27 protein-coding genes, 1 pseudogene and 1 riboswitch are annotated in these 23,987 nt (G+C 45.6%); of the genes and pseudogenes, 6 read left to right on the forward strand and 22 right to left on the reverse strand.

The features are described 5' to 3' along the window. Window positions 1–123: 123 nt before the first annotated feature. A riboswitch (cyclic di-AMP (ydaO/yuaA leader) is annotated at window positions 124–303 on the reverse strand. 314 nt (window positions 304–617) lie between these two features. Then, window positions 618–2,303, forward strand: coding sequence for a CPBP family intramembrane glutamic endopeptidase (locus tag ACN6MV_RS26020; protein WP_419885167.1), 1,686 nt, complete (start codon window positions 618–620; stop codon window positions 2,301–2,303). 106 nt (window positions 2,304–2,409) lie between these two features. Here ACN6MV_RS26020 and uvrC read toward each other — a convergent pair whose 3' ends face one another. Next, window positions 2,410–4,362: an excinuclease ABC subunit UvrC gene (gene uvrC / locus ACN6MV_RS26025; protein ID WP_339267016.1), complete on the reverse strand. Its 1,953-nt coding sequence runs from the start codon at window positions 4,360–4,362 to the stop codon at window positions 2,410–2,412. A 121-nt stretch (window positions 4,363–4,483) separates the two neighbouring features. Beyond that, on the reverse strand, window positions 4,484–4,801 hold the full coding sequence (gene trxA / locus ACN6MV_RS26030; protein ID WP_042130884.1) for a thioredoxin: 318 nt from the start codon (window positions 4,799–4,801) through the stop codon (window positions 4,484–4,486). A gap of 358 nt (window positions 4,802–5,159) precedes the next feature. On the opposite strand from trxA, the gene ACN6MV_RS26035 reads away from it, so the two are divergent. Then, a complete protein-coding gene (locus tag ACN6MV_RS26035) occupies window positions 5,160–5,315 on the forward strand; it encodes a YqzM family protein (protein ID WP_094871648.1) in 156 nt (51 codons plus the stop codon). A gap of 169 nt (window positions 5,316–5,484) precedes the next feature. Here the strand turns inward: ACN6MV_RS26035 and dnaI are convergent, their stop codons facing one another. From dnaI to ACN6MV_RS26050, 3 genes are all read right to left on the reverse strand, one after another. Next, window positions 5,485–6,441 (reverse strand): primosomal protein DnaI, encoded by a 957-nt coding sequence (dnaI, locus tag ACN6MV_RS26040; RefSeq protein WP_042130885.1) that lies wholly within the window; start codon window positions 6,439–6,441, stop codon window positions 5,485–5,487. An 18-nt stretch (window positions 6,442–6,459) separates the two neighbouring features. Beyond that, window positions 6,460–7,998: a DnaD domain protein gene (locus tag ACN6MV_RS26045; RefSeq protein ID WP_042130886.1), complete on the reverse strand. Its 1,539-nt coding sequence runs from the start codon at window positions 7,996–7,998 to the stop codon at window positions 6,460–6,462. Between the two features lie 288 nt (window positions 7,999–8,286). Next, window positions 8,287–8,583: a YuiB family protein gene (locus ACN6MV_RS26050; RefSeq protein WP_042130887.1), complete on the reverse strand. Its 297-nt coding sequence runs from the start codon at window positions 8,581–8,583 to the stop codon at window positions 8,287–8,289. A gap of 345 nt (window positions 8,584–8,928) precedes the next feature. Between ACN6MV_RS26050 and hemQ the strand changes: the two genes are divergently transcribed. Further along, window positions 8,929–9,681, forward strand: a complete 753-nt coding sequence (gene hemQ, locus ACN6MV_RS26055) for a hydrogen peroxide-dependent heme synthase (RefSeq protein WP_042130888.1) — start codon at window positions 8,929–8,931, stop codon at window positions 9,679–9,681. 50 nt (window positions 9,682–9,731) lie between these two features. On the opposite strand, the gene ACN6MV_RS26060 is transcribed toward hemQ, so the two are convergent. Both ACN6MV_RS26060 and ACN6MV_RS26065 read right to left on the reverse strand, forming a co-directional pair. Next, the gene (locus ACN6MV_RS26060; protein WP_042130889.1) at window positions 9,732–10,010 is read right to left on the reverse strand and encodes a hypothetical protein; all 279 of its coding nucleotides are present in this window, start codon (window positions 10,008–10,010) and stop codon (window positions 9,732–9,734) included. 1 nt (window position 10,011) lies between these two features. Next, on the reverse strand, window positions 10,012–11,205 hold the full coding sequence (locus ACN6MV_RS26065) for an NAD(P)/FAD-dependent oxidoreductase (protein WP_042130890.1): 1,194 nt from the start codon (window positions 11,203–11,205) through the stop codon (window positions 10,012–10,014). Between the two features lie 331 nt (window positions 11,206–11,536). Here ACN6MV_RS26065 and ACN6MV_RS26070 point away from each other — a divergent pair, with 331 nt between their 5' ends. Continuing rightward, a complete protein-coding gene (locus tag ACN6MV_RS26070; RefSeq protein WP_094877850.1) occupies window positions 11,537–12,511 on the forward strand; it encodes an NAD(P)/FAD-dependent oxidoreductase in 975 nt (324 codons plus the stop codon). A gap of 131 nt (window positions 12,512–12,642) precedes the next feature. Here the strand turns inward: ACN6MV_RS26070 and ACN6MV_RS26075 are convergent, their stop codons facing one another. Both ACN6MV_RS26075 and ACN6MV_RS26080 read right to left on the reverse strand, forming a co-directional pair. Next, window positions 12,643–12,786 (reverse strand): sporulation histidine kinase inhibitor Sda, encoded by a 144-nt coding sequence (locus tag ACN6MV_RS26075; RefSeq protein ID WP_036685584.1) that lies wholly within the window; start codon window positions 12,784–12,786, stop codon window positions 12,643–12,645. 314 nt (window positions 12,787–13,100) lie between these two features. Further along, on the reverse strand, window positions 13,101–13,763 hold the full coding sequence (locus tag ACN6MV_RS26080; RefSeq protein ID WP_042130892.1) for a YheC/YheD family protein: 663 nt from the start codon (window positions 13,761–13,763) through the stop codon (window positions 13,101–13,103). Between the two features lie 332 nt (window positions 13,764–14,095). On the opposite strand from ACN6MV_RS26080, the gene ACN6MV_RS26085 reads away from it, so the two are divergent. After that, window positions 14,096–14,305: a hypothetical protein gene (locus ACN6MV_RS26085; protein WP_042130893.1), complete on the forward strand. Its 210-nt coding sequence runs from the start codon at window positions 14,096–14,098 to the stop codon at window positions 14,303–14,305. A 67-nt stretch (window positions 14,306–14,372) separates the two neighbouring features. Here ACN6MV_RS26085 and ACN6MV_RS26090 read toward each other — a convergent pair whose 3' ends face one another. From ACN6MV_RS26090 to ACN6MV_RS26150, 13 genes and pseudogenes are all read right to left on the reverse strand, one after another. Further along, entirely contained in the window at window positions 14,373–14,825 is a 453-nt protein-coding gene (locus ACN6MV_RS26090; RefSeq protein ID WP_419885168.1) for a GNAT family N-acetyltransferase, read from the reverse strand. A 103-nt stretch (window positions 14,826–14,928) separates the two neighbouring features. Continuing rightward, window positions 14,929–15,027, reverse strand: a pseudogene (locus ACN6MV_RS26095) (iron-sulfur cluster assembly accessory protein); the annotation flags it as partial. A gap of 253 nt (window positions 15,028–15,280) precedes the next feature. After that, on the reverse strand, window positions 15,281–15,502 hold the full coding sequence (locus tag ACN6MV_RS26100) for a hypothetical protein (RefSeq protein WP_419885169.1): 222 nt from the start codon (window positions 15,500–15,502) through the stop codon (window positions 15,281–15,283). Window positions 15,503–15,506: 4 nt separating this feature from the next. Beyond that, on the reverse strand, window positions 15,507–16,208 hold the full coding sequence (locus ACN6MV_RS26105; RefSeq protein WP_419885170.1) for a M15 family metallopeptidase: 702 nt from the start codon (window positions 16,206–16,208) through the stop codon (window positions 15,507–15,509). Between the two features lie 2 nt (window positions 16,209–16,210). Continuing rightward, window positions 16,211–16,522, reverse strand: coding sequence for a hypothetical protein (locus tag ACN6MV_RS26110; protein ID WP_419885171.1), 312 nt, complete (start codon window positions 16,520–16,522; stop codon window positions 16,211–16,213). Then, window positions 16,522–16,716 carry a hypothetical protein gene (locus ACN6MV_RS26115; protein WP_419885172.1) on the reverse strand — a complete coding sequence of 65 codons (195 nt, stop codon included), beginning with the start codon at window positions 16,714–16,716 and terminating at the stop codon, window positions 16,522–16,524. Before ACN6MV_RS26115 ends, ACN6MV_RS26110 begins: the two co-directional genes overlap by 1 nt. Window positions 16,717–16,780: 64 nt before the next feature. Then, window positions 16,781–17,329 carry a hypothetical protein gene (locus tag ACN6MV_RS26120; protein WP_419885173.1) on the reverse strand — a complete coding sequence of 183 codons (549 nt, stop codon included), beginning with the start codon at window positions 17,327–17,329 and terminating at the stop codon, window positions 16,781–16,783. A 61-nt stretch (window positions 17,330–17,390) separates the two neighbouring features. Next, entirely contained in the window at window positions 17,391–19,529 is a 2,139-nt protein-coding gene (locus ACN6MV_RS26125; protein WP_419885174.1) for a phage tail protein, read from the reverse strand. A gap of 27 nt (window positions 19,530–19,556) precedes the next feature. Beyond that, the gene (locus ACN6MV_RS26130) at window positions 19,557–20,078 is read right to left on the reverse strand and encodes a phage distal tail protein (protein WP_419885175.1); all 522 of its coding nucleotides are present in this window, start codon (window positions 20,076–20,078) and stop codon (window positions 19,557–19,559) included. Between the two features lie 121 nt (window positions 20,079–20,199). Further along, window positions 20,200–20,496, reverse strand: a complete 297-nt coding sequence (locus ACN6MV_RS26135) for a hypothetical protein (protein ID WP_419885176.1) — start codon at window positions 20,494–20,496, stop codon at window positions 20,200–20,202. Between the two features lie 19 nt (window positions 20,497–20,515). Further along, window positions 20,516–22,375, reverse strand: coding sequence for a hypothetical protein (locus ACN6MV_RS26140; RefSeq protein ID WP_419885177.1), 1,860 nt, complete (start codon window positions 22,373–22,375; stop codon window positions 20,516–20,518). 22 nt (window positions 22,376–22,397) lie between these two features. After that, window positions 22,398–22,802 (reverse strand): phage tail fiber protein, encoded by a 405-nt coding sequence (locus tag ACN6MV_RS26145; protein ID WP_076297448.1) that lies wholly within the window; start codon window positions 22,800–22,802, stop codon window positions 22,398–22,400. Between the two features lie 74 nt (window positions 22,803–22,876). Further along, window positions 22,877–23,428, reverse strand: coding sequence for a phage tail domain-containing protein (locus tag ACN6MV_RS26150; RefSeq protein WP_419884828.1), 552 nt, complete (start codon window positions 23,426–23,428; stop codon window positions 22,877–22,879). A gap of 146 nt (window positions 23,429–23,574) precedes the next feature. On the opposite strand from ACN6MV_RS26150, the gene ACN6MV_RS26155 reads away from it, so the two are divergent. After that, a complete protein-coding gene (locus ACN6MV_RS26155) occupies window positions 23,575–23,772 on the forward strand; it encodes a hypothetical protein (protein WP_419884829.1) in 198 nt (65 codons plus the stop codon). Window positions 23,773–23,987: the final 215 nt, after the last annotated feature.

A 23,987-nucleotide genomic window follows, 5' to 3' on the forward strand; every position in this document is an offset into this window, starting at 1 on the left:
GAGAGCTTCAGAAACTTTGATTCAGAAACTCTGCGAAACTGTGAAGCCACTATGCTCACCCTCTTATCTTAATTTAAAGAATTCCAACAAAAAAAGCACTGGAAAACCAATGCTACCCTTGGTTCCTGCAGTAAATTAGCCTACGAGGTTAGCTGACGGATTCGGACTGTGCAGGCTGCCCTATTCGTTCCTAGAACGAAATTCACCCCTGATGAATAAAGTCACCTTTTACGGCGTATACTCATCTTTTCATTACTTCTTATGGTTCCCCCGTTTTCACCTGAAATTCGGCTATATACAATTGCATACAAATTATATCTGTTATTTCGATAAATCACAAAGACACAATTAATGGTGATTCATATGAAAAATGCGGTTTGGAGAGGATGTACCAGAAGGAGTGCCTTTTCTCATCACTTTTCCGTGTTTTCCCTGCAATTGCATCGTTTTTCATGAAAAATGAAGAAATGATCACTTTAAATTCATGGTATATATTCAGTTTCCTATTCTATAATATCTCTATTACCCATAAAAAAAATATACGATGATTTTTGTAACTATCATGGCACTAATACTATAATGGAACATAACATTGTCAGTTTACAAGGAGGCGTTACATGAATCCCGTTGGCCAGCCCTTACAGCAACGTGCCCTCTCCAAGAGGCTCATCATCTCGGGCATTATCGGTCTTATTCTATTTATTATGTTTCAGATTGCCCCCTCGGTGCTAAATAGCCCTGCCGGGGAAGATACTACCGTCATCAGTAAGGCGGAAGCCCGCGACAAAGCGATATCATTTGCGGAACAAAAGTTAAACTATACCAAAGCACCAAACGATCAGTGGAATGTACTTTATGAAACGGATTCTTCCTTTTATGGTTATATGTCCCGCGAGAAGCTTTTGGAGGACTATACAAAAAAGAAATTGGATCAACGATATCCTTTTGACATCTTTCGTGTAACACTTAGTCCTTCAGCGGAACAAGAGCCACTGATCTCCGTTGACCTCAATATGTATACTGGTGCAGTTGTCGCTTTCACACAAGGTGCAGAAGGATCATCTGCAGAATCGGCAAGCAATGTAACCACTGGTGCAAAAGAAGAGGACAAGGGTGCTGACTTGTCTTTGGCACAAAAAGAAAATCTTGCCCGCCCCTGGCTTCAGGAATGGGATGTGAATCCCGCCAAGCTGCAAATTGAATCGAATGCAGGATACTATGGGCTCGTGTATACTGACCGTTCCGTTCAGATCGGCGAATCCTTGCTTCACTATTATTTCGATTTCGCTGACGAACAGGTATCCAGCTTTAAAGCCGGATTCACTGCTCCAGCCTGGCATACCTCCTACGTGAAGGACCAGACCTCTCTCGCGGAAAAGCTTACTCTATTCGGTTACGGTCTGCCTACCTTAGCTTTAGGAATTTTGGCACTCATCTACAGCATACTTAGAAGAGAACATACCTCCTTTAAGCGCGGAATTTTCCTAAGCTCAGCTTATTTTGTAATCATGATGATCAGCACCTATAATATGCTTCCTGAATCTTCGGGCGAAGGACTCGAGGCTCAGATCACTTCCGTCATTATGTTCATCATTTATGCCTTATATAGCCTTCTAATGTCCTCCCTGCTCTATTTCTCTTTAATTGGAGGGGACGGTCTTTGGAAAAAAGAAGAGGGGATGAACCCATGGCCTCGTGCTAAAGAGCCTGGCTATGGTAAATACGTGCTGGATAGTATCCGGGCTGGATACGTCTGGGCATTCGTGCTGCTAGGGGTACAGACCCTTATGTTCATCGTATTATCATTGACTTTGCAGAACTGGTCCACTACTGACGCTACTCAATCTCCTTACAACATGAGATATGCTTGGCTGCTGCCTATCGTTGCATGGCTCGCCGGGTTATCCGAGGAAGCTATTTATCGTTTTTTCGGAATCCCTATGTTGAAAAAGGTGTTCCGGAGCACGTTCATCGCTTGCCTGATCACTACGCTGGTATGGGCGTTTGGTCATACACTTTATCCGATCTACCCTATCAGCTCCCGTCCTATTGAGCTTACCGTGATCGGGCTGCTCTTCAGCTATATTTTCCTTCGTTACGGCTTTATTGCCGTCATGTTCAGTCATGTCGTGTTTGACAGCATTCTGATGGGCGCTACGCTGATCTTTATGAAGGAAAGCGTGAATGTCGGAGCAGGTATCTTCGCGATTATCATGCCGTTCATAGTCGCCTACATTGTCTACCGGTTTAATCCACCGCAAAAACCTGATCCGAAGCCGGTTGAACCGACATCTATCATTTAAAGAAGTAACGGGTGGATAACCGATAATAAAAAAAGGTGTCACAGCAGAAAACTGCTGTGACACCTTTTTTATATTTACGTATACATCATTCCAGTCTTTCGAATGCCTATGTCGCTGGCTCTTCATCCTTGAGCGCCTCAAGAATTTGACTAGCCAGCTTTTCGCCAATAGAAAGTGATTTAAAATCCTCTATGGAGGCCTCTTTAATTTTCTTTAGCGATCCGAAATGCTTAAGCAACGCCTTGCGCCGCTTCTCGCCTATACCTGGTATGGAGTCCAGTTTAGAAGTAACCATGGACTTCCCACGTTGTTCACGGTGGAAGGTGATGGCGAATCTATGCACCTCATCCTGAATCCGTTGCAACAGATAAAATTCCTGACTATCCCGAGCCAAAGCGACAGGTTCTGGCGGATCTCCAACCAAAAGCTGAGCCGTCTTATGCTTATCATCCTTGACGAGACCACAGACCGGAATGAATAACCCCAGCTCGTTCTCCAGAATATCAATAGCTGAGGATATCTGCCCTTTACCACCATCGACTACGATAAGATCTGGTATCGGCAGGTTTTCTTTCAGCACCCGTTCATACCGCCGCCGGATGACCTCGCGCATCGTTCCATAATCATCCGCACCCACCACCGTACGAACCTTATATTTACGATACTCTTTTCGTGCAGGCTTGCCATCAATGAAGACAACCATCGCAGAAACCGGATTAGTCCCTTGAATATTCGAGTTATCGAACGCCTCGATCCGGCTTAAGCGTTCGAGCCCCAAGCTCTCGCCTAAGCTCATTGCAGCACCAGAGGTACGTACTTCATCTCGTTCAATAAGCCGGAACTTCTCGTCGATTGCGACTGTAGCATTTTGGCATGCCATACCGACCATCTGCTTCTTGAGGCCACGCTGTGGCACTAGCACTTTGGTGCCGAGCCACTCCTGTAGAATAGAGGCGCCACCTGCAGCATCAACGACACCTGCTGCTGATGCTTCCGCAGCGGCCATTTCACGGGCCTCAACTTCTTCAGGCGATTCGGGGGTATCTTCCCCCTTTTGTAGATCTTCTTCGGCTGGAGCAGCAATGACAATCGCCGGTTTAGCTTCTTTATCAACCACTGCTTCCTCGTCAAGCACATCCGGCAGAAGAATCTCCTGCGGCAGAGCAGGATTATCACTGTAATACTGCGTCACATAAGACATAAAGTCACTGTAGGCTTCCCCATAGAACGGAAAGACAGAGGAGTGGCGCTGAATCATCTTCCCTTGTCTCATGTACAGAATCTGTACACACATCCATCCCTTGTCTACCGCATAACCAAATACGTCACGATCCTTAGTATCTGTGGTGTTAATCTTTTGTTTCTCCATCAATGCATCAATATGGATAATCTGATCCCGCAGTTCCTTCGCCCGTTCAAAATATAATTCCTCAGCAGCTTCCTGCATCTTCTGCTGTAGATCCTTCTTAACCGCATCATGACCTCCGCTCAGAAAAGCAGCGATATCTTGCGTAATCTGCTCATACTCGGATTTCTGCACTTCCTTCTCACACGGCGCCAAGCATTGGCCCATGTGATAGTAAAGACAGACTTCCTTTGGCATTACGCCACATTTACGGAGCGGATACATACGATCGAGGAGCTTTTTCGTTTGCTGTGCAGCATAACCATTAGGATAAGGGCCGAAATATTTTGCTTTATCTTTAATCACCCGGCGTGTGACTTCAAGCCGAGGGTGAGTTTCATTCGTTATTTTGATATAAGGAAATGTCTTATCGTCCTTCAGAAGTACGTTATAACGCGGCATATGCTTCTTAATCAGATTGCACTCGAGAATGAGCGCTTCCATGTTACTGGACGTAACAATATATTCGAAATCAGCAATGTTAGCGACAAGCCGCTGAGTTTTACCATTATGACTGCCTGTAAAATAAGAGCGAACCCGGTTCTTAAGCACCTTCGCCTTACCCACATAAATAATGGTGCCTTCTTCATTCTTCATCAGATAGCACCCGGGCAGGTCGGGTAATAGAGCCAGTTTGTTGCGGATGTTGTCCAAAATGATCCCCTCCAGCTAAATTGGACCCATAATTAATTGGCATTCAGCACACAAAACGCCTCCGGAATGAACCGAAGGCGCTGAGCGGCAGGGCCGAGGCCCGAACAGTAGCATTTAACAATTATTGATGTTTAGCTACGATATTTTTCAGGGATTCTTTGGAGTTCAATCCCACAACTTTATCTACCGGTTGACCGTCTTTGAAGAAGATCAGGGTTGGGATACTCATCACGCCAAAACGGGAAGCCGTTTCCGGATTCTCATCCACATTCAATTTTGCAATCTTCACGCTGTCTCCCAGTTCTGCGGACAATTCGTCCAAGATTGGAGCAATCATCTTACAAGGACCACACCAAGGAGCCCAGAAGTCTACTACTACAGTACCTTGACCTTCCACTTCGTTACTGAAGGTTTGGTCAGACACGTTCACGATAGCCATGATATTGTTCCTCCTCTAAAGTTTTACGAAACATTACTCCACTCTAAACCAAAGCTTAGTTTATGGAAGTTGCTCCGAAAATATAAGTTAATAAATTGTTTCATGTAATATGATAACCAAATTACCACTTACCGACACAATTCCAGTATAACATATCTTTAAGGGATATGTTATATATCACATACAATTATATTGCCCTCAAACTAATTTTATTTACGTTACTCTTTTCTTTACAATCTCCCCAGCCTTTCGGTATACTCTAAGAAAGCGCATTAAATGTCAATGACTTATTTCATAATGGTCAACTTAATTTGCATCTTAACAATACAGGCATTGTCCCTGTAAGGAGGCAGAAGCTATGGATGTCAACGCGCAAGTACGGGACCCACGAGAACACATCAACGAAGAACCCCGCAATGATCTAGGCGATTTAATGAATGGATTTTTCGGAATGACTGCATTTATGACCGTTGTCTTTTTCGGCATGGTCATCATTAAGTTCATTTCGGAGTAAGGGAATCATCGTAATATAAAAAGAGGCTGTCTCAAAAATAGCGAATGCTACTTGGGGCGGCTTCTTTTTTTAAAAAAGTAATTTAGAGAAAGAAAACAGAGAACAGCGACCCTCCAATAAACGGAGAATCGCTGCTCTCTCTGAATTTTAAGGTTTTGAATACTCCGGCTTATCTAATTGTCCCCCGTTGATTCTCCCCGTGCAGTGGAATAACATCCACAAAAGGAGCAATACGATCCATCAAACGTTGGCCTTTATAGATCTCCTCGCCATCCTTGCTTGTAAAGCTAAGATGTTTCTCCAAACCATCGAGCGGATAATTCGAGGTATAGAAGGTTGGTTTACGGTTCATCCGATAATTTAGAATCGCGCCAAGCACGTGATCACGCGCCCATGGATTCAAGTTCTCTGCACCAATATCATCAAAGATAAGCAAATCGCAGTTTTTCATCGTATCCACGGTTTCCTTTAACTTCTGGCCGTCCATCATAATCGATTTTAAATCCTCGATAAAATCCGGCATATATACGATAACTCCAGTATAGCCGGCAACAGCAAGCTCATGAAGCAAGTAACACATCAGAAATGTTTTACCTGTTCCAAAGGTTCCGTGTAAATAAATCCCGCGTGAGGTCAGACCTTCATCTTTAACGCTCGTAATATAATCAAATATTTTATTAACCGCCGAGACCCGGCGTGGATCCTTGCCCATAATATCTATTTCATCATAACCGCCATTAAGCACACGCTCGTCCACATAAAAGCTGCGAATACGTTTGCGGATACTATCCTGACTGTCCTGTGCCACTTTAAGACGGCATGGCGTTTTGCGTTCATATAAATCCGTTGAACCATTCACAGTCTCTACCGTAAGTTTACTATAATGCCCCGGAAAATCATTTGGACATTTCTCAAGTCCCGGACAGTTCGCGCAGTTGCGACTTTCCTCAACATATTGATACAGACGGCTCATATGAAGCCGCAGTCGCGATTCATCCAGCTCAGGATGTTCGGACTGCAATGCCTTCACAAGTGGATGATTGAATAACCCCTGTTCAAGATCGCGTTGACGCTGCCGTAGAGTTGGATTGTTGATCGAACGAAGTACATCGCCCATAGACTCCATAGTTCCACCTCTCTTTCATTACGGCGCTTGGGAAACGCCTTTTTTCTTGCTGGCTTTAATTTCTGCCGCTTTCTTCATCATCGCCGCGAATTCCTCTTCCGATACCGTTCCGGCACTTCCATCGTCCAGCCCAATCGGTATTTCCGGCTTGGCCGATCTGCCTGCATTTTTAGCATATGAACGTGATCGTGGTCCTGCTGCCGTGTTAGTTGTGGCACCCTTGCCCTTCACTTTGGACTGATCCCTGATATATTTTACAGCCTTCTCGTAGGTGTTCACTTGTTTAACCAGCATATTGGAAGCAATAGCCTCCACAAAATTGCGGTTCATTCGTTGTTCTCCACCAGAGGCTACCATAGTCATTAAATAATGAATAAGTACGTTGATTACTTCACCGCTTAGCTTATAGTTCAAATCTATTTTCTCGAACATATCCATCAAATGACTGGGTACTGCACCTGGAAAAAAGGTTTGAAGCAGCCGCGTATAAGGTTCGTTCCGCAGCATCATATTATATTGGTGAATGTCGCATTTGGACAAAAATTGTGGTGGTACTTCTACATAATACTCCATCTCTACAGATTGCTCCGGTGGCGCAATAGAATCATCATTCTCTTCGGAGGCACTGGCTCGGATGGAAACAACCTTAGCAGCTGCAATTTCACGCTTTTCCTGCCGTTTCATATCTTGCCTGAAATGCTGGCTGGCTTTATATTGCAGTGCATCCAGTATTACCTCGCCTTCCGGCGAGAACACGCCATCTTCATCCAGCAGACGACATAAATCCTGTGGACTGAGTTCATACTTATGAGCTACATAGTTAATAACACCCATTTGAGTATGGTCAAAGCGAAGTTTTTCTACATGAGCCCGGTTCACAGACTCCCGTGGAAAACGCAAAATAATATCGCTATATCCAATCGCCTGTTCTCCCGATTCACGCATGCCGGGCTGACGCACAGAGGCCACTTCTGCAAGTGCCTGTTCCAGTTCATAATCAATGACATGTGTATTTAGTTGAAAAATATCATAAAAAGGCACGGAAATATTCTCTTTGCCTATGGATCTGCGACTCCACTCTTCTGGCTCTCGGTTCCAGAATTGTTCCCGTAAGGACAGCACAGCAAACTTGCCGATCTTATCGCGTAATAGCAACGTCAAATGCTGAGTAGCAAAAAAGTCAGCTGGCGATAGCGGCGGCATAAGCTCATATTCATATAAGTAATCATCGGTTTCCGGCACATAGATTCGACAGGTCTGCAGCAGACCTACCGCTTCTAACCGGGAAGCCTGATCTATTAAATATTTGCGGCCTTTCTCATTCGGTTCAACGCCTAGCGTCATAAATAATCTGCGCTGTTGCTCCACTCCAGAATAGCCAATGCTATCTGCTGGCACATGTTCAACCAGCAAACGATAGAAACTGATTGCAAAAGCTCCTACCATAGGTTGATACACAGAGCTAAGCATACGTCCATCTATAACACTAAGACCAAATTCGCGGGAAACGCAGTACCGATGATGTTCGGTGAAATGATGTAAGTTACTCATGCGCATCTACGGATACCCCCTTGTTTTCACGAATTCATACAGGATTCTATTCTATCATAAAAAACGTCACCGGAAATGTAAATAAACTACCAATTCCGACTCTTTTCGCTATATAATCAGCTTTTTCTTACGATTATCTGCCTCTATTAAACAAGAAGAAACGGCTTCGCTGTCCTCTGAAAGAGGAAGGTTCCGTTTCTCGCTGAATTTCAAAATTGATTCTTAGCACCTAAAAGCTTATATGTTCAAAAAAACGACTCTCACATCAGAGCCGCAGGTCTTCCAATTAAATCTTTAAAACATCTTGTAACCACCAAAGCGCAGTTTTTGAATGGTCCATCCACTCAATATAGCACCTGCAAGACCAGCAACACCCGTTAAGTAATCAACAAAGTGGAAACTGGAGAGATGCTCCCAAAGCGACATCGCGCTTCTATCCCAAATGGAATAGACTACGACGGGTAGAATAATAAGAACGAATAGATAAGCGGGAAACCAGGTTGTCTTCATTAACATGTTAAGAATAAATCCAATACCAAACATCATCACAAAGAATAAAACGGTTAGGATAAACACTGGAATAAACCCCATGTTACCGCCACTACCCCTTTCTATAAAGAAGCGCACATCTTATACGAGCTAGTAGTAAGTTTACTAGAAAAAATGTCACGAAGCAATGAACTTTATTCAAATTTAGGCCTAATTCACTTACAACAGATTGTCATCATTTGCTCTAAGCAACTCGATTGCGATACAATGCATATAGATTAATGAATCGTACATAGTCTATGATGCAGGAGCTTCGTAGCAAGTTTTACACGATGTTATTCAGCGAAGCTTAGGCTTCGTAAAACTAAGTGTATGCTTTCGATGCAAGTTTTACGCGAAGTTATTCAGCGAAGCTTAAGCTTCGTAAAACTTTTAAGGAGTGAGATCATGAACGAAGCCGCTATGACACTGGAAGGCTGGTATGCATTGCATGACTTCCGCTCACTGAACTGGACCGCATGGACGGCAGCAGATGATGAAGAACGTGCCGTTGCTATGGAAGAATTACATGCTTTTATGCAGGAGTGGAGCACTGTCGAAGAAGCTAAGGAAGGCAGCTCTGCAGTATATTCCATCGTTGGCCAGAAGGCCGATTTCGTAATGATGTTCTTGCGTGAAAGTTTGGAAGCTCTGAACCAGCTTGAGACAGCCTTTAACAAAATAGCTTTTGCTCAATATACAACTAAAGCCTATTCCTACGTAAGTATTGTTGAATTAAGCAACTACCTTGCGGGGGGCAGCGATGGTAGCGACCCTATGCAGAATCCACATGTCATCGCACGTCTAAAGCCTGTTTTGCCGCAAGCGAAGCATATTTGCTTCTATCCAATGAACAAGAAACGCGAGCTTGCCGATAACTGGTATATGCTTGATATGGATAAACGCCGCGAGCTGATGGCTTCTCACGGATTAATCGGACGAGGTTATGCTGGTAAGGTGAAACAGATTATCACCGGTTCCGTAGGTTTTGATGATTGGGAATGGGGTGTAACCCTGTTCGCTGAAGATCCGCTGCAATTCAAGAAGCTGGTCTACGAAATGCGCTTTGACGAAGTCAGTGCTCGCTACGGTGAATTCGGACCTTTCTATGTCGGCAACCTGCTGACTGAGGATTCTTTTGAGGAAATGCTTAAATTGTAACAAAAAGGGTGAGTTTCCAGATCGTTATGGAGACTCACCCTTTTTGAATGCTATAACGAGGTTCCTGCTTCCTCATCCTCTTCGCTGTCATCTTCATCATCACGCAGACTTTCCAAAAATTCAGCCGTAGCCCGGTCACGCGCTCGCCCTTTTTCCTTTAAGCGTTCAATGCCAGGGAGAATGAGCAGATCAATTTCCTTTTGGACAACATAAGCTAGATCGTACTGATTCTGATCCTCCAGATAAGATCCAACCTCAATCAGTCCGTTGTATCGGTCCAATTCTTCTCTTGTCAGCAATCCACGCACCTGCACGCTGCAGTGACGCATCTTATAAGAATCTTCCTTTTTTCAGAACCAGCGGAATTCCACCGATAATGAACAAATAGCGCATATCCACAACTTTTTTCAATTGAGCTGCAGTCCAGCCCTTGTAAGTTTTGCTGCCAACTACAGCAATCCCTTGTCCTTTACCTAGAGAAGCTACTGTTCCTTTATTGCTGAATGCGAATTTCTTTGGTTGTTGATTACGGATCGCAGCCACCAAATTATGTGCACAGCATTCTCCCTGTTGCATAGCAATTTGTGCTGTTGGCGGGTAAGGACGTCCTTCTGGGTTAATCATCAAGGAGCCGTCTCCAATAATGAAGATATTGTCTTGGCCTGGTGCACGTAAATATTCATCTACTTTCACACGACCACGCATAGCTTCAAATCCTGCAGCTTCAATCAGACGATTTCCGCGAATTCCGCCTGTCCAGACAATTGTAGAAGCTTTAATCTCTTCACCTGATGCCAGAATTACACCGTTTGGTAGACATTCCTTGATCGCAACGCCCATCTTGAATGTAACACCCTTCTTAGTGAGCAGGTTCATTGCATACTCAACAAGTTCTGGTGCAAATCCAGGCAGAGCTGTTGGAGCAGCTTCTATGTTATATATATTTACCATGCTTGGATCAACGTCAAATTCTTTACACAACCCAGGGATGCGGTCCGCTAATTCGGCCACAAATTCAATTCCGCTAAAGCCGGCACCACCGACTACGAAATTGATATGCTCCTGAGCGTTGTTCTCGTTCTTGTATTTGGCAAATTGATACTCAATATGTTCACGAATCAAACGAACGGAGTTGATGCTCCGGATCGTCAGTGCGTATTTATCAAGTCCTGGGATACCGAAGGTTTCAGGCTCTCCGCCCAAAGCAATGACGAGATAGTCATACGAAAGAGTACCATCCTCCAAAATAATCTTTTTCTGCTGGGTACGAATTTCCTGAACAGATGACTTAACGAGATCGATCTTGAATTCATCGATTAGTTTAGAAATAGACACCCGAGTGTGTTCAATACTATCTGTACCCGCAGCAGGCATATGTAGATGGGTAGTAAAATAGTGGTACTCGTGACGGTTTACGAGCGTGACATCCGCTTCATTATAGTTCAAAGCCTTCTGTAAGCGCTGTGCGGTCAAAATACCCCCATAGCCCGCGCCTAAGATTACGATTTTGGGAATACTACTCATGTTCCGGCTCCTTCCAAGAGGTAAATCTGTCTTTGTATTTTTTATTGAAACAATGTACGGTCCTTTTTGTGAATTTATACACTTATATTTAGAAGAAATTCCAATCAAACTTAAAGGATTTCTAAATTGACCATATCCATTGTAAACCTTAGTGTAGTATTAATCAAACATTAAAATACTAAAAAACGTCACATTCTTATTGTGTTCTAAAGTCTTTCTTTGCAGGTATGTGTCACAATGTTTATAATAAGAAAGAATACAAGTATGGCAAAATGAATATATCAACTCGGAGGTGTAATATCCCGTGACACAAGAGCAATCCGGCGTTCCTATGAGCGACCTTTTAATCATAGGTGGCGGTCCAGCTGGCATGTTTGCCGCATTTTACGGTGGGATGCGTCAGGCATCAGTAACACTTATTGAAAGTATGCCCCAATTGGGAGGACAACTTGCTGCACTTTATCCTGAAAAATACATTTATGATGTAGCAGGTTTCCCAAAAGTAACTGCACAAGAATTGGTTGACAACCTGACACGGCAAATGGATATGTTCCAATCGAATATCCGGCTGGAGGAGAAAGTAATTTCTGTTCAGAAACGGGACGAACGCCATTTTGTAGTTACAACTGATGTAGCAGAATACCACAGTAAGGCTATTATCATCACAGCTGGTGTAGGCGCTTTTGAACCCCGCCGTTTAGAACTGCCAGACGCAGGACGGTTTGAAAAAGCCAACCTCCATTATTTTGTGAATGATTTAAATGCCTTTAAAGATAAAAAAGTTCTGATCAGCGGTGGCGGAGATTCCGCAGTAGACTGGGCGCTAATGCTGGAGCCGATCGCGGAGCAGGTAACCCTGATTCACCGCCGGGATAAATTCCGTGCGCATGAACACAGCGTAGAGAATCTGATGGCTTCCAAAGTTAACGTAATTACACCTACTGAAATTACAGAACTGCATGGTGACGAGTTTATTACTAAGGTTACCTTATCTCATATCAAAACTAAGGAAACACAAGAGATCGAAGTCGACAGTGTAATCGTCAATTTCGGATTTGTTTCCTCGCTAGGACCTATTGCAGAATGGGGTATCGATATTGAAGGAAACTCCATTGTCGTTGACTCACGTATGGAAACAAGTATTCCAGGCATCTTTGCGGCCGGCGATATCACCACATATCCGGGTAAGCTGAAGCTGATTGCTGTAGGATTCGGTGAAGCTCCAACGGCTGTGAATAACGCAAAAGTCTATATCGATCCGGAAGCTAAGCTTTCACCAGGTCACAGCAGTAATATGAAACTCTAATTCTATCTACTACAATAAAAAAGGGTATTCTGATAGGCCTATCAATAGCAGCCTATCAGGATACCCTTTTATGTTTGTGACTCGCGGTCTATTTATATGTAGCCAGCTACAAAGGTATACTTTGCGCTCTTTTAATGAAGAACCGCATGAACTGGAGAGTGTAAGTTTCGTTTGCGAATCTCAACGAGTAGAAGAGCGATGAAATCATGCTCTAGTTGCAATTCTATCGCTCTATGGTAAGAGTCTAGAAGCATCTCATCGGACAATTCAACCATAACGTTCATCTACCTTTCCTGTATTTGGATCTGAATCTATCATATCAAACTATCATTTTTCGAACAAGCGTTCGTGTTATCCACAAGTACATGTGGAAATCCTGTGTATAATATGTGCGTAAGCGTTACAAAGGTGATAACTGCACAGTGGAATATGGGGATAATAGTTATACACAGGATTGAACCACTTGTATACAGCTAAAAATATATTTTTATTGTAAATAAATTACAATATAATTTACCCCAAAAGAACGCAACTAAACGCAATTTTATCTCACTACTCTATTATCGTCAATTTAAAAATATTTGTTAATTTACTGAGGTCTTGTATTAACCTCCAAAATCCATATTTTACCTGAATAATCCACAGCATAATCAAAGCCCAGTTCACCTATTCCCGGGAAGTGCCGCTCCATTAGTTCAATACATACAAGTGTTAGTCTACGCATCTCCGCTTTCTTCGCCGATGCTTTCATCCGGGGCAACGATCTGCGAAGTCCTTCACGACAAGAAAGCATCGTACCACCTTTACATAAATTGGTTACGAACAGGCCCGGTCGAGCTAATCTTCCTACCATGGAGCGAAACTCCCATACAGCACCATTTTTCACTACCTTTACCCGATAATCAATAGGACGCCCGCCAATCCTGGCGAGAGAAATCCCCTGTTGAATCAAATATCTGCGTCTGACCTTGACGAAATGGAGCGCCCGTCTCATGGATCTGAAATCCTTGTAAATTCGAGTTCTGTCCATATAAGTAAATCCATAACCTCGGCTATCCCGAAATACTTTGATTACACCGTAACCTCCGCCACCAACTATAGGTTTAATAACAACATTTCCATATTTCCGGAGCATGGCTAACAGTGAGTCAGCCGAATACACCCTCGTCATTGGTATATAATGAGAAACCCTCGCGTCACTGAGCAATGCTTCTGTCTTTAACCATTTGCTAGCCAACTGTCTTCCCGACATTGTCCTTTCCCTCCTTTCACATTCCAGCCTACCCTATACATTACTCAGAAGAGGTCCCGCCCTCTTGTATGATTGTCCGTGTAGGAAGAGGCTATTAGCAAAAAGGGCTTAGAGCTTGTATCGACAACAATCTCAATCGTGCATAGTTAGATTGCAGATTTTGAAGAATCTTATCTCTGAACATTCGACATTTTAATCGTAATGGATGAGTTCACTATAACTAGAATAATCTTCAAAATCGTTGTATTATTAATAGCGGTTACATTTTCAATTCTAACTATATAATTATGTCTCAGAGGTTCTTAAAAAAAACAGCGCGGGGAGGGCTCGGAATGGCTCAGTTTTTCGAGGTATTATATTGGGTGGCCATGCTTGGGATGTCCATCGTATTGGCTGGAACGACTATACTGATCTGCGCTATTGGCTTTAAATTCATTAAAGACAGACGCAGAGCATTGGGTGCTGGCTGTATTGCCTTTTCCCTTGGAGCCGCAGCGCTCATCGTGTTTATGATTAATTACAAGTTCATTATTCCAGCCTAAGTGTACCCTGAAACAAACAGAAGCCCTCTCACGGAATTCCGTCGGAGGGCTTTTGTTTGTATTGTACTCATATATCTAATGAAAGGCGGATCATATCTACTACTTTAATCCCATTCTCAACAATCTCTTCACTATAATGTCTGATAAAAAAGTCTTTATCGATTCCGGTAATTCTAAATCCACATTTCTGATAGAGAGCCAGCTGCCCTACACTTGAATTCCCGGTACCCACTTCAATCGTCTTCGCACCAAGTAATCTCGCATTCTCAATCGCATGATAGACCAACCGTTTTCCTATTCCTTTACTTTGCTGCTTCTCATCAACGGCTATATTCACTAGTTCTACTGTCTCAGGCCTCGTTTGTAGCAAAACATAGACACCAATAATGCAATTTTCTATTTCAGCTACAAAACATTGACCTCTTTTTAAATACGCTTCAACAAGACTTTGTGAAGGATCGGCTAATAACAACAGATGCAAAGGGGGTTGTTCTTCTGCGTTTAATTTCCTTATCAGCATGCATAGAGCTCCTTGTGATGACTTTTGTCATTGAGAATAAAAAAAAGCCTCCAAGCCCGATGTTCTAGAACTCAACATAGGACCTGGAGGCGTGTCGTCGCGATTAGCAAGGCTCTTCGTTCGGTTTACCTGCATCCGTAGCTGTACGGAAGCTTGAGCCACAGCCGCAGGTTGCAGTAGCGTTCGGGTTATTAATGGTGAATCGACGTTAGGCTAACGCTCGGCTAAAAACCGCGTCAGATCAACGTTTTTGAACGATGTCGGGGATTGTTAATCCGTACAACCACTTGTTAATTACGCGCCTCTACAACGCCTAATCTCGCTAACCGTAGTGTACCCTAATGGCGCGTGGATTGCAACGTCAGAAGCGCGTTTCTTCTCTATTAATATAAACGCAAAAAAAAAGGCGCAGCCCCTACGGAGTCACTCCCGTAAGAACTGCGCCTTTTAAATCGTTAATCCTCCGCCTTATCTCCGCCTGTACCTCGCGCTGCGTCAGAAATGCCCTCCGCCAGCATATACGCAACGCACGCACCGACCGCGCCAATGACGCCAGTTACGTGCAGCACCGTATTGTCACCCGCGCCCGAAGCCGTAAGTACCGAAGTAGCTAACGCAGCGAGTAGCGCCCAAAACTTCCGCGAGGATAATTTACGCATGATATCGTTTCTATTCATCGTATTATTTCGCCTCCTTAATTGTAACACTTGCGGTCTTCGTAACGTTATCCCACGCGATGGCCGCGCCAAACTGATCGGACATCTCGCGCAATGGAACGTACACTGCTCCGTCAATCAATACGCCGTCCTTCGCCTTACATCCGTTAACTACTACGTTCGCTTTATATACGATCATATCGTTGACCTCCTTTTTCGGATTAACTAACGCCATTATTGCGTCTACCTGCGCCTGTGTCGGACATTTACCCGCACGATATTGAGCAGTGGATAATCCGAACGTCATTTCGAAATGCGGCAGGTCAAGGAACGTTTTCCAATCGCCGCCCCACGTAAAGCCGAGCGCCTTTGCCAGCGTAACTACTTCGTTCCAATCCGCTTTACCATTCCGATTTCCGTCTAGCTTCGTATCCCAAGATACGGATTTCCCATCGTTCGTAAGTAACGCGAAATCAATCGCGACTCCGAAGTTGTGATTCGAATATCCTCCGCGCGCATTCGTTACGATACTTCCCGGCTTCGTGCGGCCCTGTTCGTATAGTGCGTTCTGCTCCGCAAATGTTCGCAGTCCTTGCGTAACAACAATCGGAATACCTAGCGCATATGACCGATCGATAAGCGCTTCGGCTGCCGCTTTTACGCACGGAATAAGCCCAACCAACTTAGCGGCGGACTTCGCACGTACCTGTTCGATTGTGAGCGTCATTATTACGCAACATCCTTTCCGTGTACTATCGTTTTAATATCGCGGACATCGAGCGCCAGGTTCTCGTATTGACCGGCCAGCGCTTCGAATCGATCCGTCAGTCCTTCCGCCAGCTTCATCAAGCGATCCTCACGCGCGATAGCTTCGCTGTGCATCCGCTCGCGTTCCGTTTTCGATTCCGCTGTAATGCGTTCTTCGCGCGCTTTAGCTTCGTCTGATATGCGCTGCATCTGCTTCCATAGCGCGTATCCAATAACAGCGGCAGCGAGCGCAAATATTCCGTTCTTTGCGATTTCGGACCATACCGTTTCCATTACGAAGCCGCCTCCGTTTCAGGCGTTGTATACTCCTCTAGCGCGTTGACGATTTCGTCATATAACGTTTGAAGCACCGCTAAGCGCTCCTCTGCGCTAGGGAGTCCGGCTAATACTACACCAATAGTCGCAGTAAGTTCTGGTGCGGGATTAAATGTATCTATCGTACATTCGAGTAACGTGCGCACTTTCATATAGCATCCCCTTTACGTAAAAAGAGCCCCGCTGTGTCAGCGAAGCTCTTCGTTAATTTGAAATTTATTTATTAAGTGCGGAAATCTCCGCCTGCAGTTCAGTAATCTTCGCTTGAGCTGCGTCAATCAACGCCTGTTGTTCTGAAACGTAAGTACGACGCTCTTTTAAGTTCGCTTCCAGCCCCGTTAGACGTCCAGGTATTTTTTCAATTCGCGCATTCTCTTTTGCGATCTCTTGTTCAAGGTTAGCGATATCAGTAGTAGTTGTATTTGTTATATTAAACTGATGCCACTTAATCAGCTCCTCCTGTTTTGATACCTCGGCTTTTAAGATATCTACTTCTTTTGAGGACACCTCTTCCGCTACGGTTTCCAATGAGATCAAATCCCCCTTATAAGTGACGCTATACCCCGCGCCTTCCGCAATGTCACGAACTGGCGCGTAGGTTACTCCGTCTATGATTACTGCCTTTTTAGCGGACTTAACTCCGTTCTTTTCAATAACGACTTCCTTCGCTACCTTTTTACCAACGAGTGAAGACGTAGCAGCAAACGCAGACGTACCAGTAACAAGAACACACGCAGTTAATAGCGCAATGATCGACTTTTTCATGAGCAAACCCTCCTAGTAGATATATCGCGATTATACCAATAATAGGGAGAGCCCGCATATATTAGTTTTGCGTATGTGTGTGCGCCGGGACACCGGACCAAGTATAAGCGGCTCCACTTGCGTCTTTGATTATTGTACCGATCGGTATTCCGCAGTTATATGGTCCCGCCGATCCAGTACTACTTCCTTTGCTTGCCTTTGCTGACATCTCAGACTGTAGGGAGGAAATGCTAGAGGATAACCCACTAATATGAGACATTTGAAGTCCACTAATACTGTACGCCGAACTAAAATCAAGTTGACCTTGAAAGTATATATTGCCCGCCATTGCGGATATCTGCATATCAACGGACGAAGCAATAGCAAATAATCCGTCACCGCCGTTTATATATCCGCTGCGCCCTCCGCCAGTTTTATCGAAAGTAATCGCGCTCATTCCATAGCCAGAGTCCGCGTATATCCCGATTCTCCGCGTCCCTGATGCGTCATATGTTCGCCAACCCGACGAGTCTACTTCGAAACGCGCTCCGGATATTCCAGTTCGAATCAATGCACCAGTTATCGTTCCGCCGGTGATCTCGCCATTAGCCGTAATATTTCCGGTAAAGTACCCATCCTTCCATGTTGAGGCGTTTAAATTTGACGTACTGATATACGCGCTATTAGCGGTCAGCTTATTGAGTACGACGTTACCCGCCATATCTAGACGAAAAGGCGCGGAATTGAAATCGTCATGGCCCGCGCTAATTCCGTTCGTATTAATCTTGACTACGTTATTACCGCTACCGATAACCATCGATACGAAACTACCGAGTTGCCCCGCGATTACCTCCGCCGCAATTCCGGTCGCCGTTATCGCTGTCCGCGCAGTCGCTCCGCCATCCGTCGTTAAGATAAGTCCGTTTGACGTTAATATGACTTGATCGGACGGGTCCGTTTTCGACTGCAGGACGATTCCGCGTTCATCGTATCTAATCTCCGTCTTACTCGCGTTGATCTCGTTAACCGCCAGCCGCGCGAACTCTTCGAATACTTCCGCTCTGATACGACCGCCACTAAACACGTTCTCTATCGCGCGCCGCCCCGCCTCCAAGTCCGCGAGTATCTGCGTATAGTCGCGCTTCATTACGTTCGCGACCGTGAGGGACGTATGTTTATCGGGCGCATACGGATACTCCGTCATTTCCGTAATCCGCGCAGTGATGCCCGTTAAGCCGAGCGCTGGATCAACGAGCGTAACCGTATCGCCGAGGCCGGGCCGCGCTTCTTGCTTATCGATCTTAAATAAATCCGCAGCGCTGACGGATACTTCAAGCGCCGGCACTTCGCGTTCGGCTAAGCGCAATCTCGCGGCAGCTACGAGCTTAAGCGGATCGGTAACGTCTTGCTCCGTTACTAGATCGTCGTAAAACGGCACGCTATCCGATGCCCACGCGTCAGCGTACGGAGATACGAGGTAATTGACGCGGAGGATTCCGTCAGTGATTGCGCCAGGTATCACGCTAAGTCGCGCCTGTTCCTCCGCTGTTAATATCGACGCAGGCTGACCGATCCATGTCCGCGAATCTTTCATTTCCGCGTATAGCCGCGTACATAATGACGCCGCGCTGTCTGTAAAAGAGGCCGTGATCAAATTCCGCGTTACTTGAATCCGATAGTCTGACGCGGGATTGCCGATCTTTTTACGCAAGTGAAGCGTAAAGTTATCCGGCTCAACTTCCGCGCCATATAGGTTAATGACCGCGTTGAGCGCTTCGAGACAGTTGCCGCCGCCGAACGCTTTAACGTCCGCGAGATCAAACGTATCATCGACCGCAATAGAAAAGCGCCCACCGGTTGCCGCCGAGATGAGCGCTGTTAATTGCGTGATATGGATTCCGTAAGCTTCGCGTATATACGACGCGTACGGAAATTTATAGTCCGCGAGTTTAAAAAGGACATGGCTACATGTCACTTGTGCGGTAAGTTTGCGGTCTTCGCGGGATCGTTCGCGCTTATTAATTACGTAATATTGACCGCGTTCATCCATTACGTGACCTTTCAGCGGTAATTTATCGCGGAAATCATCGGACGTCATCGGGACGGTGAAAGTCAGCGTATAATCTGCGTTAATCCGCCGCGTTCGTGTGATATCGTAAGCGTCGCGTAAGATGCCGATACGCTTGCGGAAACGGTCGTACGATTGTAGTGCGTTGATCATTCGTTCACCTCTCTTCGCGTAAGCTGATTAGTATAGATAGCGGTCACGGTGCGTAATGCGCGTTAGGATTTCGCGAGCTGCTTCGTTATCCGCGTAGGTGACTTCGTTAAGTCCGAGGCCGAGTTCGAAGAAATCTCCGTCAAGTAAGTGAATCGCGTTGACTCCGTTTAGCGTAATCGTCTGCTTCTTAACGTCAATTACGAGTTTATCGCCGGGGTTGAAACCGCCAGTAAACGCGAGCTTATCAACGTGCATATAGCGTACTTTTGCGTTAAATTGCGTAGATGATCGGATGCCGGCCGTGTGTAGGCGTTCGCGGATCATTGACGTGAGCAATTCCGTAGCTGATTCGAATACTGCGGCGGATGGTATGTCGCGCGTTGGAGCTCCGTTAAATTCCGTCACGGTGTCAAACACGATGCCGACCGCGAAGTCAGCGTTTAGGCGTGCGGATACGTCCGTTTCGGATGCGATCGTAACGTTGAAGAACGTTTGGATAACGTAAGGGCGATTAAAGGGCGCGCGATTGAATGCGCCGAGAAACGACATAGGCGTGCGTCTCCTTTCGTGTGGGATGCGAATAGATGCGTAGTAAAAAAGCCCTGCGCGTGGATGCGAAGGGCTTGCGTGAGTGATGGCGCGTTAGTGCGCAGTTTGGTCCAACTACGGATTATTGCCGACTTCTAACTAGGTCAACGATATGCCAGATGTCAGACTCTCTATATTCGTTGACAGGCTTCTGCGGCGCATAAGACGGATTCCCTTGCATCAAAAGATCGTAGTCAGCGTCGGTGATCACAAGGCTCTCTTCTTTCAAAACTGTTCCGTCAGAGGAACTCAGTTCAATCTGCACGTATACGACCTGTGAATTTTTATTCTCGTTTATTCCGACAATACGCTCCGATGTTGCAGTATAGGTAATCGTCGATTCTTTTGTTACAGTGATCTCCTGGTTAATTCCTCTCATTACCATACTCCTCCCTATTTTATATTTCCCACCAATTTCCAATACTTTCTTGGTAAAATACTTTGACCATTCCTACAACAGAAGTAACGTCTGCCCCTGTTTTCATCCGAAAGGTGCTGCTATGTTTGAGAATGGTGTTCCCATTAGTAAAATACAGCGTGACTTTCTGCTGCTTTCCTTGACCAGACAACCCAGTAACGTTAGTCACACCCGTATTACTCACTCTAAAGGTGTTTCCAAGGCGCACATCTATAGTGGATTCCCCGCTATTAATCAACTTGGCATCCACACTATCAATATCGTAGTTGTCCAGTACAGCTACGTTGGGGTATATGCTGTTCCAGTTAGATACAGCAGACACATTCTTAAATCCGTTATTCCGTCCATAGATTAAAGCATTGGCATTCGTGACATTGATGCCAGAAGTGAGATTTAACAGCAAGTTATCGCTGAACTTAATTCTTGCTCCGGTAGAGGCCGTATCAACTCTCAGCCCCTGCACGCCACCATCAATGGTGTTATTCGTTATCTCTACGTTTCCAGAACCCGTATAGTGGAAAGCGTGATTGTATGCTGTCTTGAACGTATTGCTGGTTACCTTAATATTTTTCATATACATACCCTTTAAGAATATCCAGCCGGTTACGATAGAGTCATTTTGCAGATAGTTCTCACAAGCGTTTCCGGATATGATTACATCTTCTGGACCAAGTAAGAGACCGTCGAAGGCTGTGTCCAGCCAGACAAACCCTACTGTGTACCTACAGGTATTGTTAAGAATTGAACAGCCATTCCCGTTTGTTAGCTTAATGGGCATCTCATATCCGGATGCGGGGACATAGGCAGGATCGCCTATAAGTGTATTTCCTGATATTACGGCTGCTTCGTACCCGTTCAAATATATGGAATGCCGTTCTACCCTGTAAAACTGATTGAACGAGGTTGTCTGACGTTTACATCCCTCGTAAAGCACGCCATAGCCGTTAATGTTGTCGCTGGTTTCGTGTATATCGTACAATTTGTTGTGGTGGACTTGAAGATCATTACAGCGTTGGAGTCGCATGGCACAGTTAAATTCTTTAAAAATACAGTCGTGAATATTGACCGTATTCACCCAAAACATATTAATCGCACGTTGGGGAGTGATGTCCGCTTTATCGGCGTTGCCGATAAATTCCAGACCATAAATTTCAATGTTATCGAGTGGGCTAAGTTCGGTTCCCGTAATTCTGAGTATGTCGTCATTTTTATTGGTTAGCGTAATTGATCCATTGCCGCTGAGTTTTATTCCGCCCCTGCTCGCCGTAGCAGCTTGGTCCACAATTAAACCGCCATACACTGCAATATTATTGCCGCTATTAAGTGCCATTTGTAAGGCACACCAGTCAATCTCATTAGTCAAGGATGTGGCAAACGGATATACGGATTGAGCTTGCGCGAGGGTAGCATACCTCTCCGATAAGGGATGACTATTTCCGTCAGCGATGGCTCCGTACCAACTCACCCCGACTAGTACCGTCGATATATCCGCCAACTGCGCATTAACCGTCACCAATTCCGCGCTATGCTCCGCTACATTCTCGCGTAGCGCATCCGCATCGTACGCCGTAAAGTAACGCGCCACTCCTACGCCGATCGCCCACGCCTTCGCCGCCGTCCCGCTAAATCCACGCGTTACTCCCGTCAGCGTATTTCCGCTTTTTCCCGTATACTTAATCGTCTCCGCCGTCTCATCTACGCCAATCGTCGCAATATTCGGAGCGTCCGGTAATTTCGACGCATCCAATACGGAGACAGTCGTTGCTACGTCCGTGATTGCTGCGGTCAATTCCGTTACCGGACTATTCGCTTTTGCTGCGAACATTTCTACCTGCGCCATCTATAAAATCCCCTCTCCGCTATTATTGCGTGAATTTAACCGACGTACTTGATACCGCGAAACGTGGACGGTCGCCGACGAGTAATGTACGCGGATTATCGAGCGGTTTCGTCCATAATAGACTTCCGCCAGTTGCCGCCGTACGTAATCCGATATGCGTTACGAGTCCCCAATCCGCAGTAGCAACGGGGAATACTACTTCTGCGGTGTTCGCTACGGTTTGTTGTCCGCTAACGAGCGTCGGCGCTCCGAATGTTACCGCCTGCCGTGCGTATGAGCCTCCGCTTACTTCCGTGCCTGTATCCGCTGCTGTCGGGTCCGATTTATATAGCGCAATGTAAACGGTAGCTGGTCCGGTAAACGCCGTATTGCGTAAAGCCGCGTTAAGAAGCGCCGCGCTCAAGTAGTTCGAAATTTGCATCGCCATTATTCGTTTCCTCCTATTTTTTGGACAACGCAAAAAGGCCCGGCATAATTGCCGAACCCTCGCGTTTCCTTCGTTTAATCTTCGAGCGTATATTCGTTAGTTATCGTAAATCCGTTAACCGTCGACGATCCCGTATTCGCCATCGTAATAACCGGCCGCGCTCTTACCTCCGCTTCCGACTCGATCGCCACCGCTTGCAATGGCGCATCTATCGTATACTCCGTTAGAACTTCACTACCGGTCGGCCACGGATCATTCATGCGCAGATTGACGTCAATCAAACGTGATCCTGTCGCACCGAGCGCGAGCGTACCTGCGTAAGTCGCTACGTAATACTTGCCGGGCATGTCCGCAAACTCTAGCGTAATCTCTCCGCGCTTAGCGTTAAACGTCCGCGCTAAATACGCCAATGTCCTGTGAAACTCCGCGGCGCTCGACGTAATCTCGAACGTTAGTCCGATCGTACGCGGACCGTAGGAAGCACCGAAATCAACGACGCCGTCCGTATTCGCGAGCTTGACCGTATTGTCTTCGGTCTCCGGCAAGACCGGCAAGTTACGTTCATATAGCGCGGCTCCATGCTCCGATAACCAAACGCCATTTACCGCTACATCGTACGTACTCATGCGGCGCTCACCTCCGGCGGTATCTCACTATAACGCGCTAAGGCTTCGTCTAAAATAGCGTCTATCCGGTCGAACTCCTCGTAAGAGATTCGGATTAACGGAATGCCGTGCGCCTTACAATACGTGGTTTTAATGCGGTCTCTGCGTTGAATACTCTTATACTCGAGAAGCATATCACCATCACCGCGACCGAAGGATACTGGCTGAAAATGCTGCACACCGTCGTACTCAATAAGAACGTCGAGGCTGGGAAAGTGAACAGCAAAATCGAACGGCAGTGGTCGGTCGTTTCGGCAGTCATTGAATCTATACTGCGGGGTAAAGGCATATTTATGCTCAATTAAGTACCTTCGAACAGTGGTTTCTCCGTGAGACTCAACGCAGTGTGGGCAGCGTTTGCCAGAAAGAAAGTTGTTAGGGTACACAAGGTATGAACCACCACAAATGTTATGGCGCATGTCTATATATGCCCTGGCACTCGTGTATTCTCCAACAACGCTATATTCGTCACCCACAAGCAAGGCCACTTCCTCTTTAAATTGCGCAGAGGTTTTCCGTT

Source organism: Paenibacillus sp. B-A-8 (assembly GCF_048572915.1).
GTDB lineage: Bacteria > Bacillota > Bacilli > Paenibacillales > Paenibacillaceae > Paenibacillus_AQ.

Coding starts and splice junctions, on each gene's coding strand:
- ACN6MV_RS26085 (WP_042130893.1), top strand. CDS start 14,096: ATGGCTCAGTTTTTCGAGGTATTATATTGGGTGGCCATGCTTGGGATG.
- ACN6MV_RS26075 (WP_036685584.1), bottom strand. CDS start 12,786: ATGGTTGAATTGTCCGATGAGATGCTTCTAGACTCTTACCATAGAGCG.
- ACN6MV_RS26150 (WP_419884828.1), bottom strand. CDS start 23,428: ATGAGTACGTACGATGTAGCGGTAAATGGCGTTTGGTTATCGGAGCAT.
- trxA (WP_042130884.1), bottom strand. CDS start 4,801: ATGGCTATCGTGAACGTGTCTGACCAAACCTTCAGTAACGAAGTGGAA.
- ACN6MV_RS26145 (WP_076297448.1), bottom strand. CDS start 22,802: ATGGCGATGCAAATTTCGAACTACTTGAGCGCGGCGCTTCTTAACGCG.
- ACN6MV_RS26065 (WP_042130890.1), bottom strand. CDS start 11,205: ATGAGTAGTATTCCCAAAATCGTAATCTTAGGCGCGGGCTATGGGGGT.
- ACN6MV_RS26020 (WP_419885167.1), top strand. CDS start 618: ATGAATCCCGTTGGCCAGCCCTTACAGCAACGTGCCCTCTCCAAGAGG.
- ACN6MV_RS26045 (WP_042130886.1), bottom strand. CDS start 7,998: ATGCGCATGAGTAACTTACATCATTTCACCGAACATCATCGGTACTGC.
- ACN6MV_RS26115 (WP_419885172.1), bottom strand. CDS start 16,716: ATGAAAGTGCGCACGTTACTCGAATGTACGATAGATACATTTAATCCC.
- ACN6MV_RS26105 (WP_419885170.1), bottom strand. CDS start 16,208: ATGACGCTCACAATCGAACAGGTACGTGCGAAGTCCGCCGCTAAGTTG.
- ACN6MV_RS26070 (WP_094877850.1), top strand. CDS start 11,537: ATGAGCGACCTTTTAATCATAGGTGGCGGTCCAGCTGGCATGTTTGCC.
- ACN6MV_RS26080 (WP_042130892.1), bottom strand. CDS start 13,763: ATGTCGGGAAGACAGTTGGCTAGCAAATGGTTAAAGACAGAAGCATTG.
- ACN6MV_RS26140 (WP_419885177.1), bottom strand. CDS start 22,375: ATGGCGCAGGTAGAAATGTTCGCAGCAAAAGCGAATAGTCCGGTAACG.
- ACN6MV_RS26100 (WP_419885169.1), bottom strand. CDS start 15,502: ATGAATAGAAACGATATCATGCGTAAATTATCCTCGCGGAAGTTTTGG.
- ACN6MV_RS26120 (WP_419885173.1), bottom strand. CDS start 17,329: ATGAAAAAGTCGATCATTGCGCTATTAACTGCGTGTGTTCTTGTTACT.
- ACN6MV_RS26090 (WP_419885168.1), bottom strand. CDS start 14,825: ATGCTGATAAGGAAATTAAACGCAGAAGAACAACCCCCTTTGCATCTG.
- dnaI (WP_042130885.1), bottom strand. CDS start 6,441: ATGGAGTCTATGGGCGATGTACTTCGTTCGATCAACAATCCAACTCTA.
- ACN6MV_RS26125 (WP_419885174.1), bottom strand. CDS start 19,529: ATGATCAACGCACTACAATCGTACGACCGTTTCCGCAAGCGTATCGGC.
- hemQ (WP_042130888.1), top strand. CDS start 8,929: ATGAACGAAGCCGCTATGACACTGGAAGGCTGGTATGCATTGCATGAC.
- ACN6MV_RS26130 (WP_419885175.1), bottom strand. CDS start 20,078: ATGTCGTTTCTCGGCGCATTCAATCGCGCGCCCTTTAATCGCCCTTAC.
- ACN6MV_RS26110 (WP_419885171.1), bottom strand. CDS start 16,522: ATGGAAACGGTATGGTCCGAAATCGCAAAGAACGGAATATTTGCGCTC.
- ACN6MV_RS26035 (WP_094871648.1), top strand. CDS start 5,160: ATGGATGTCAACGCGCAAGTACGGGACCCACGAGAACACATCAACGAA.
- ACN6MV_RS26135 (WP_419885176.1), bottom strand. CDS start 20,496: ATGAGAGGAATTAACCAGGAGATCACTGTAACAAAAGAATCGACGATT.
- ACN6MV_RS26060 (WP_042130889.1), bottom strand. CDS start 10,010: ATGCGTCACTGCAGCGTGCAGGTGCGTGGATTGCTGACAAGAGAAGAA.
- ACN6MV_RS26050 (WP_042130887.1), bottom strand. CDS start 8,583: ATGGGGTTTATTCCAGTGTTTATCCTAACCGTTTTATTCTTTGTGATG.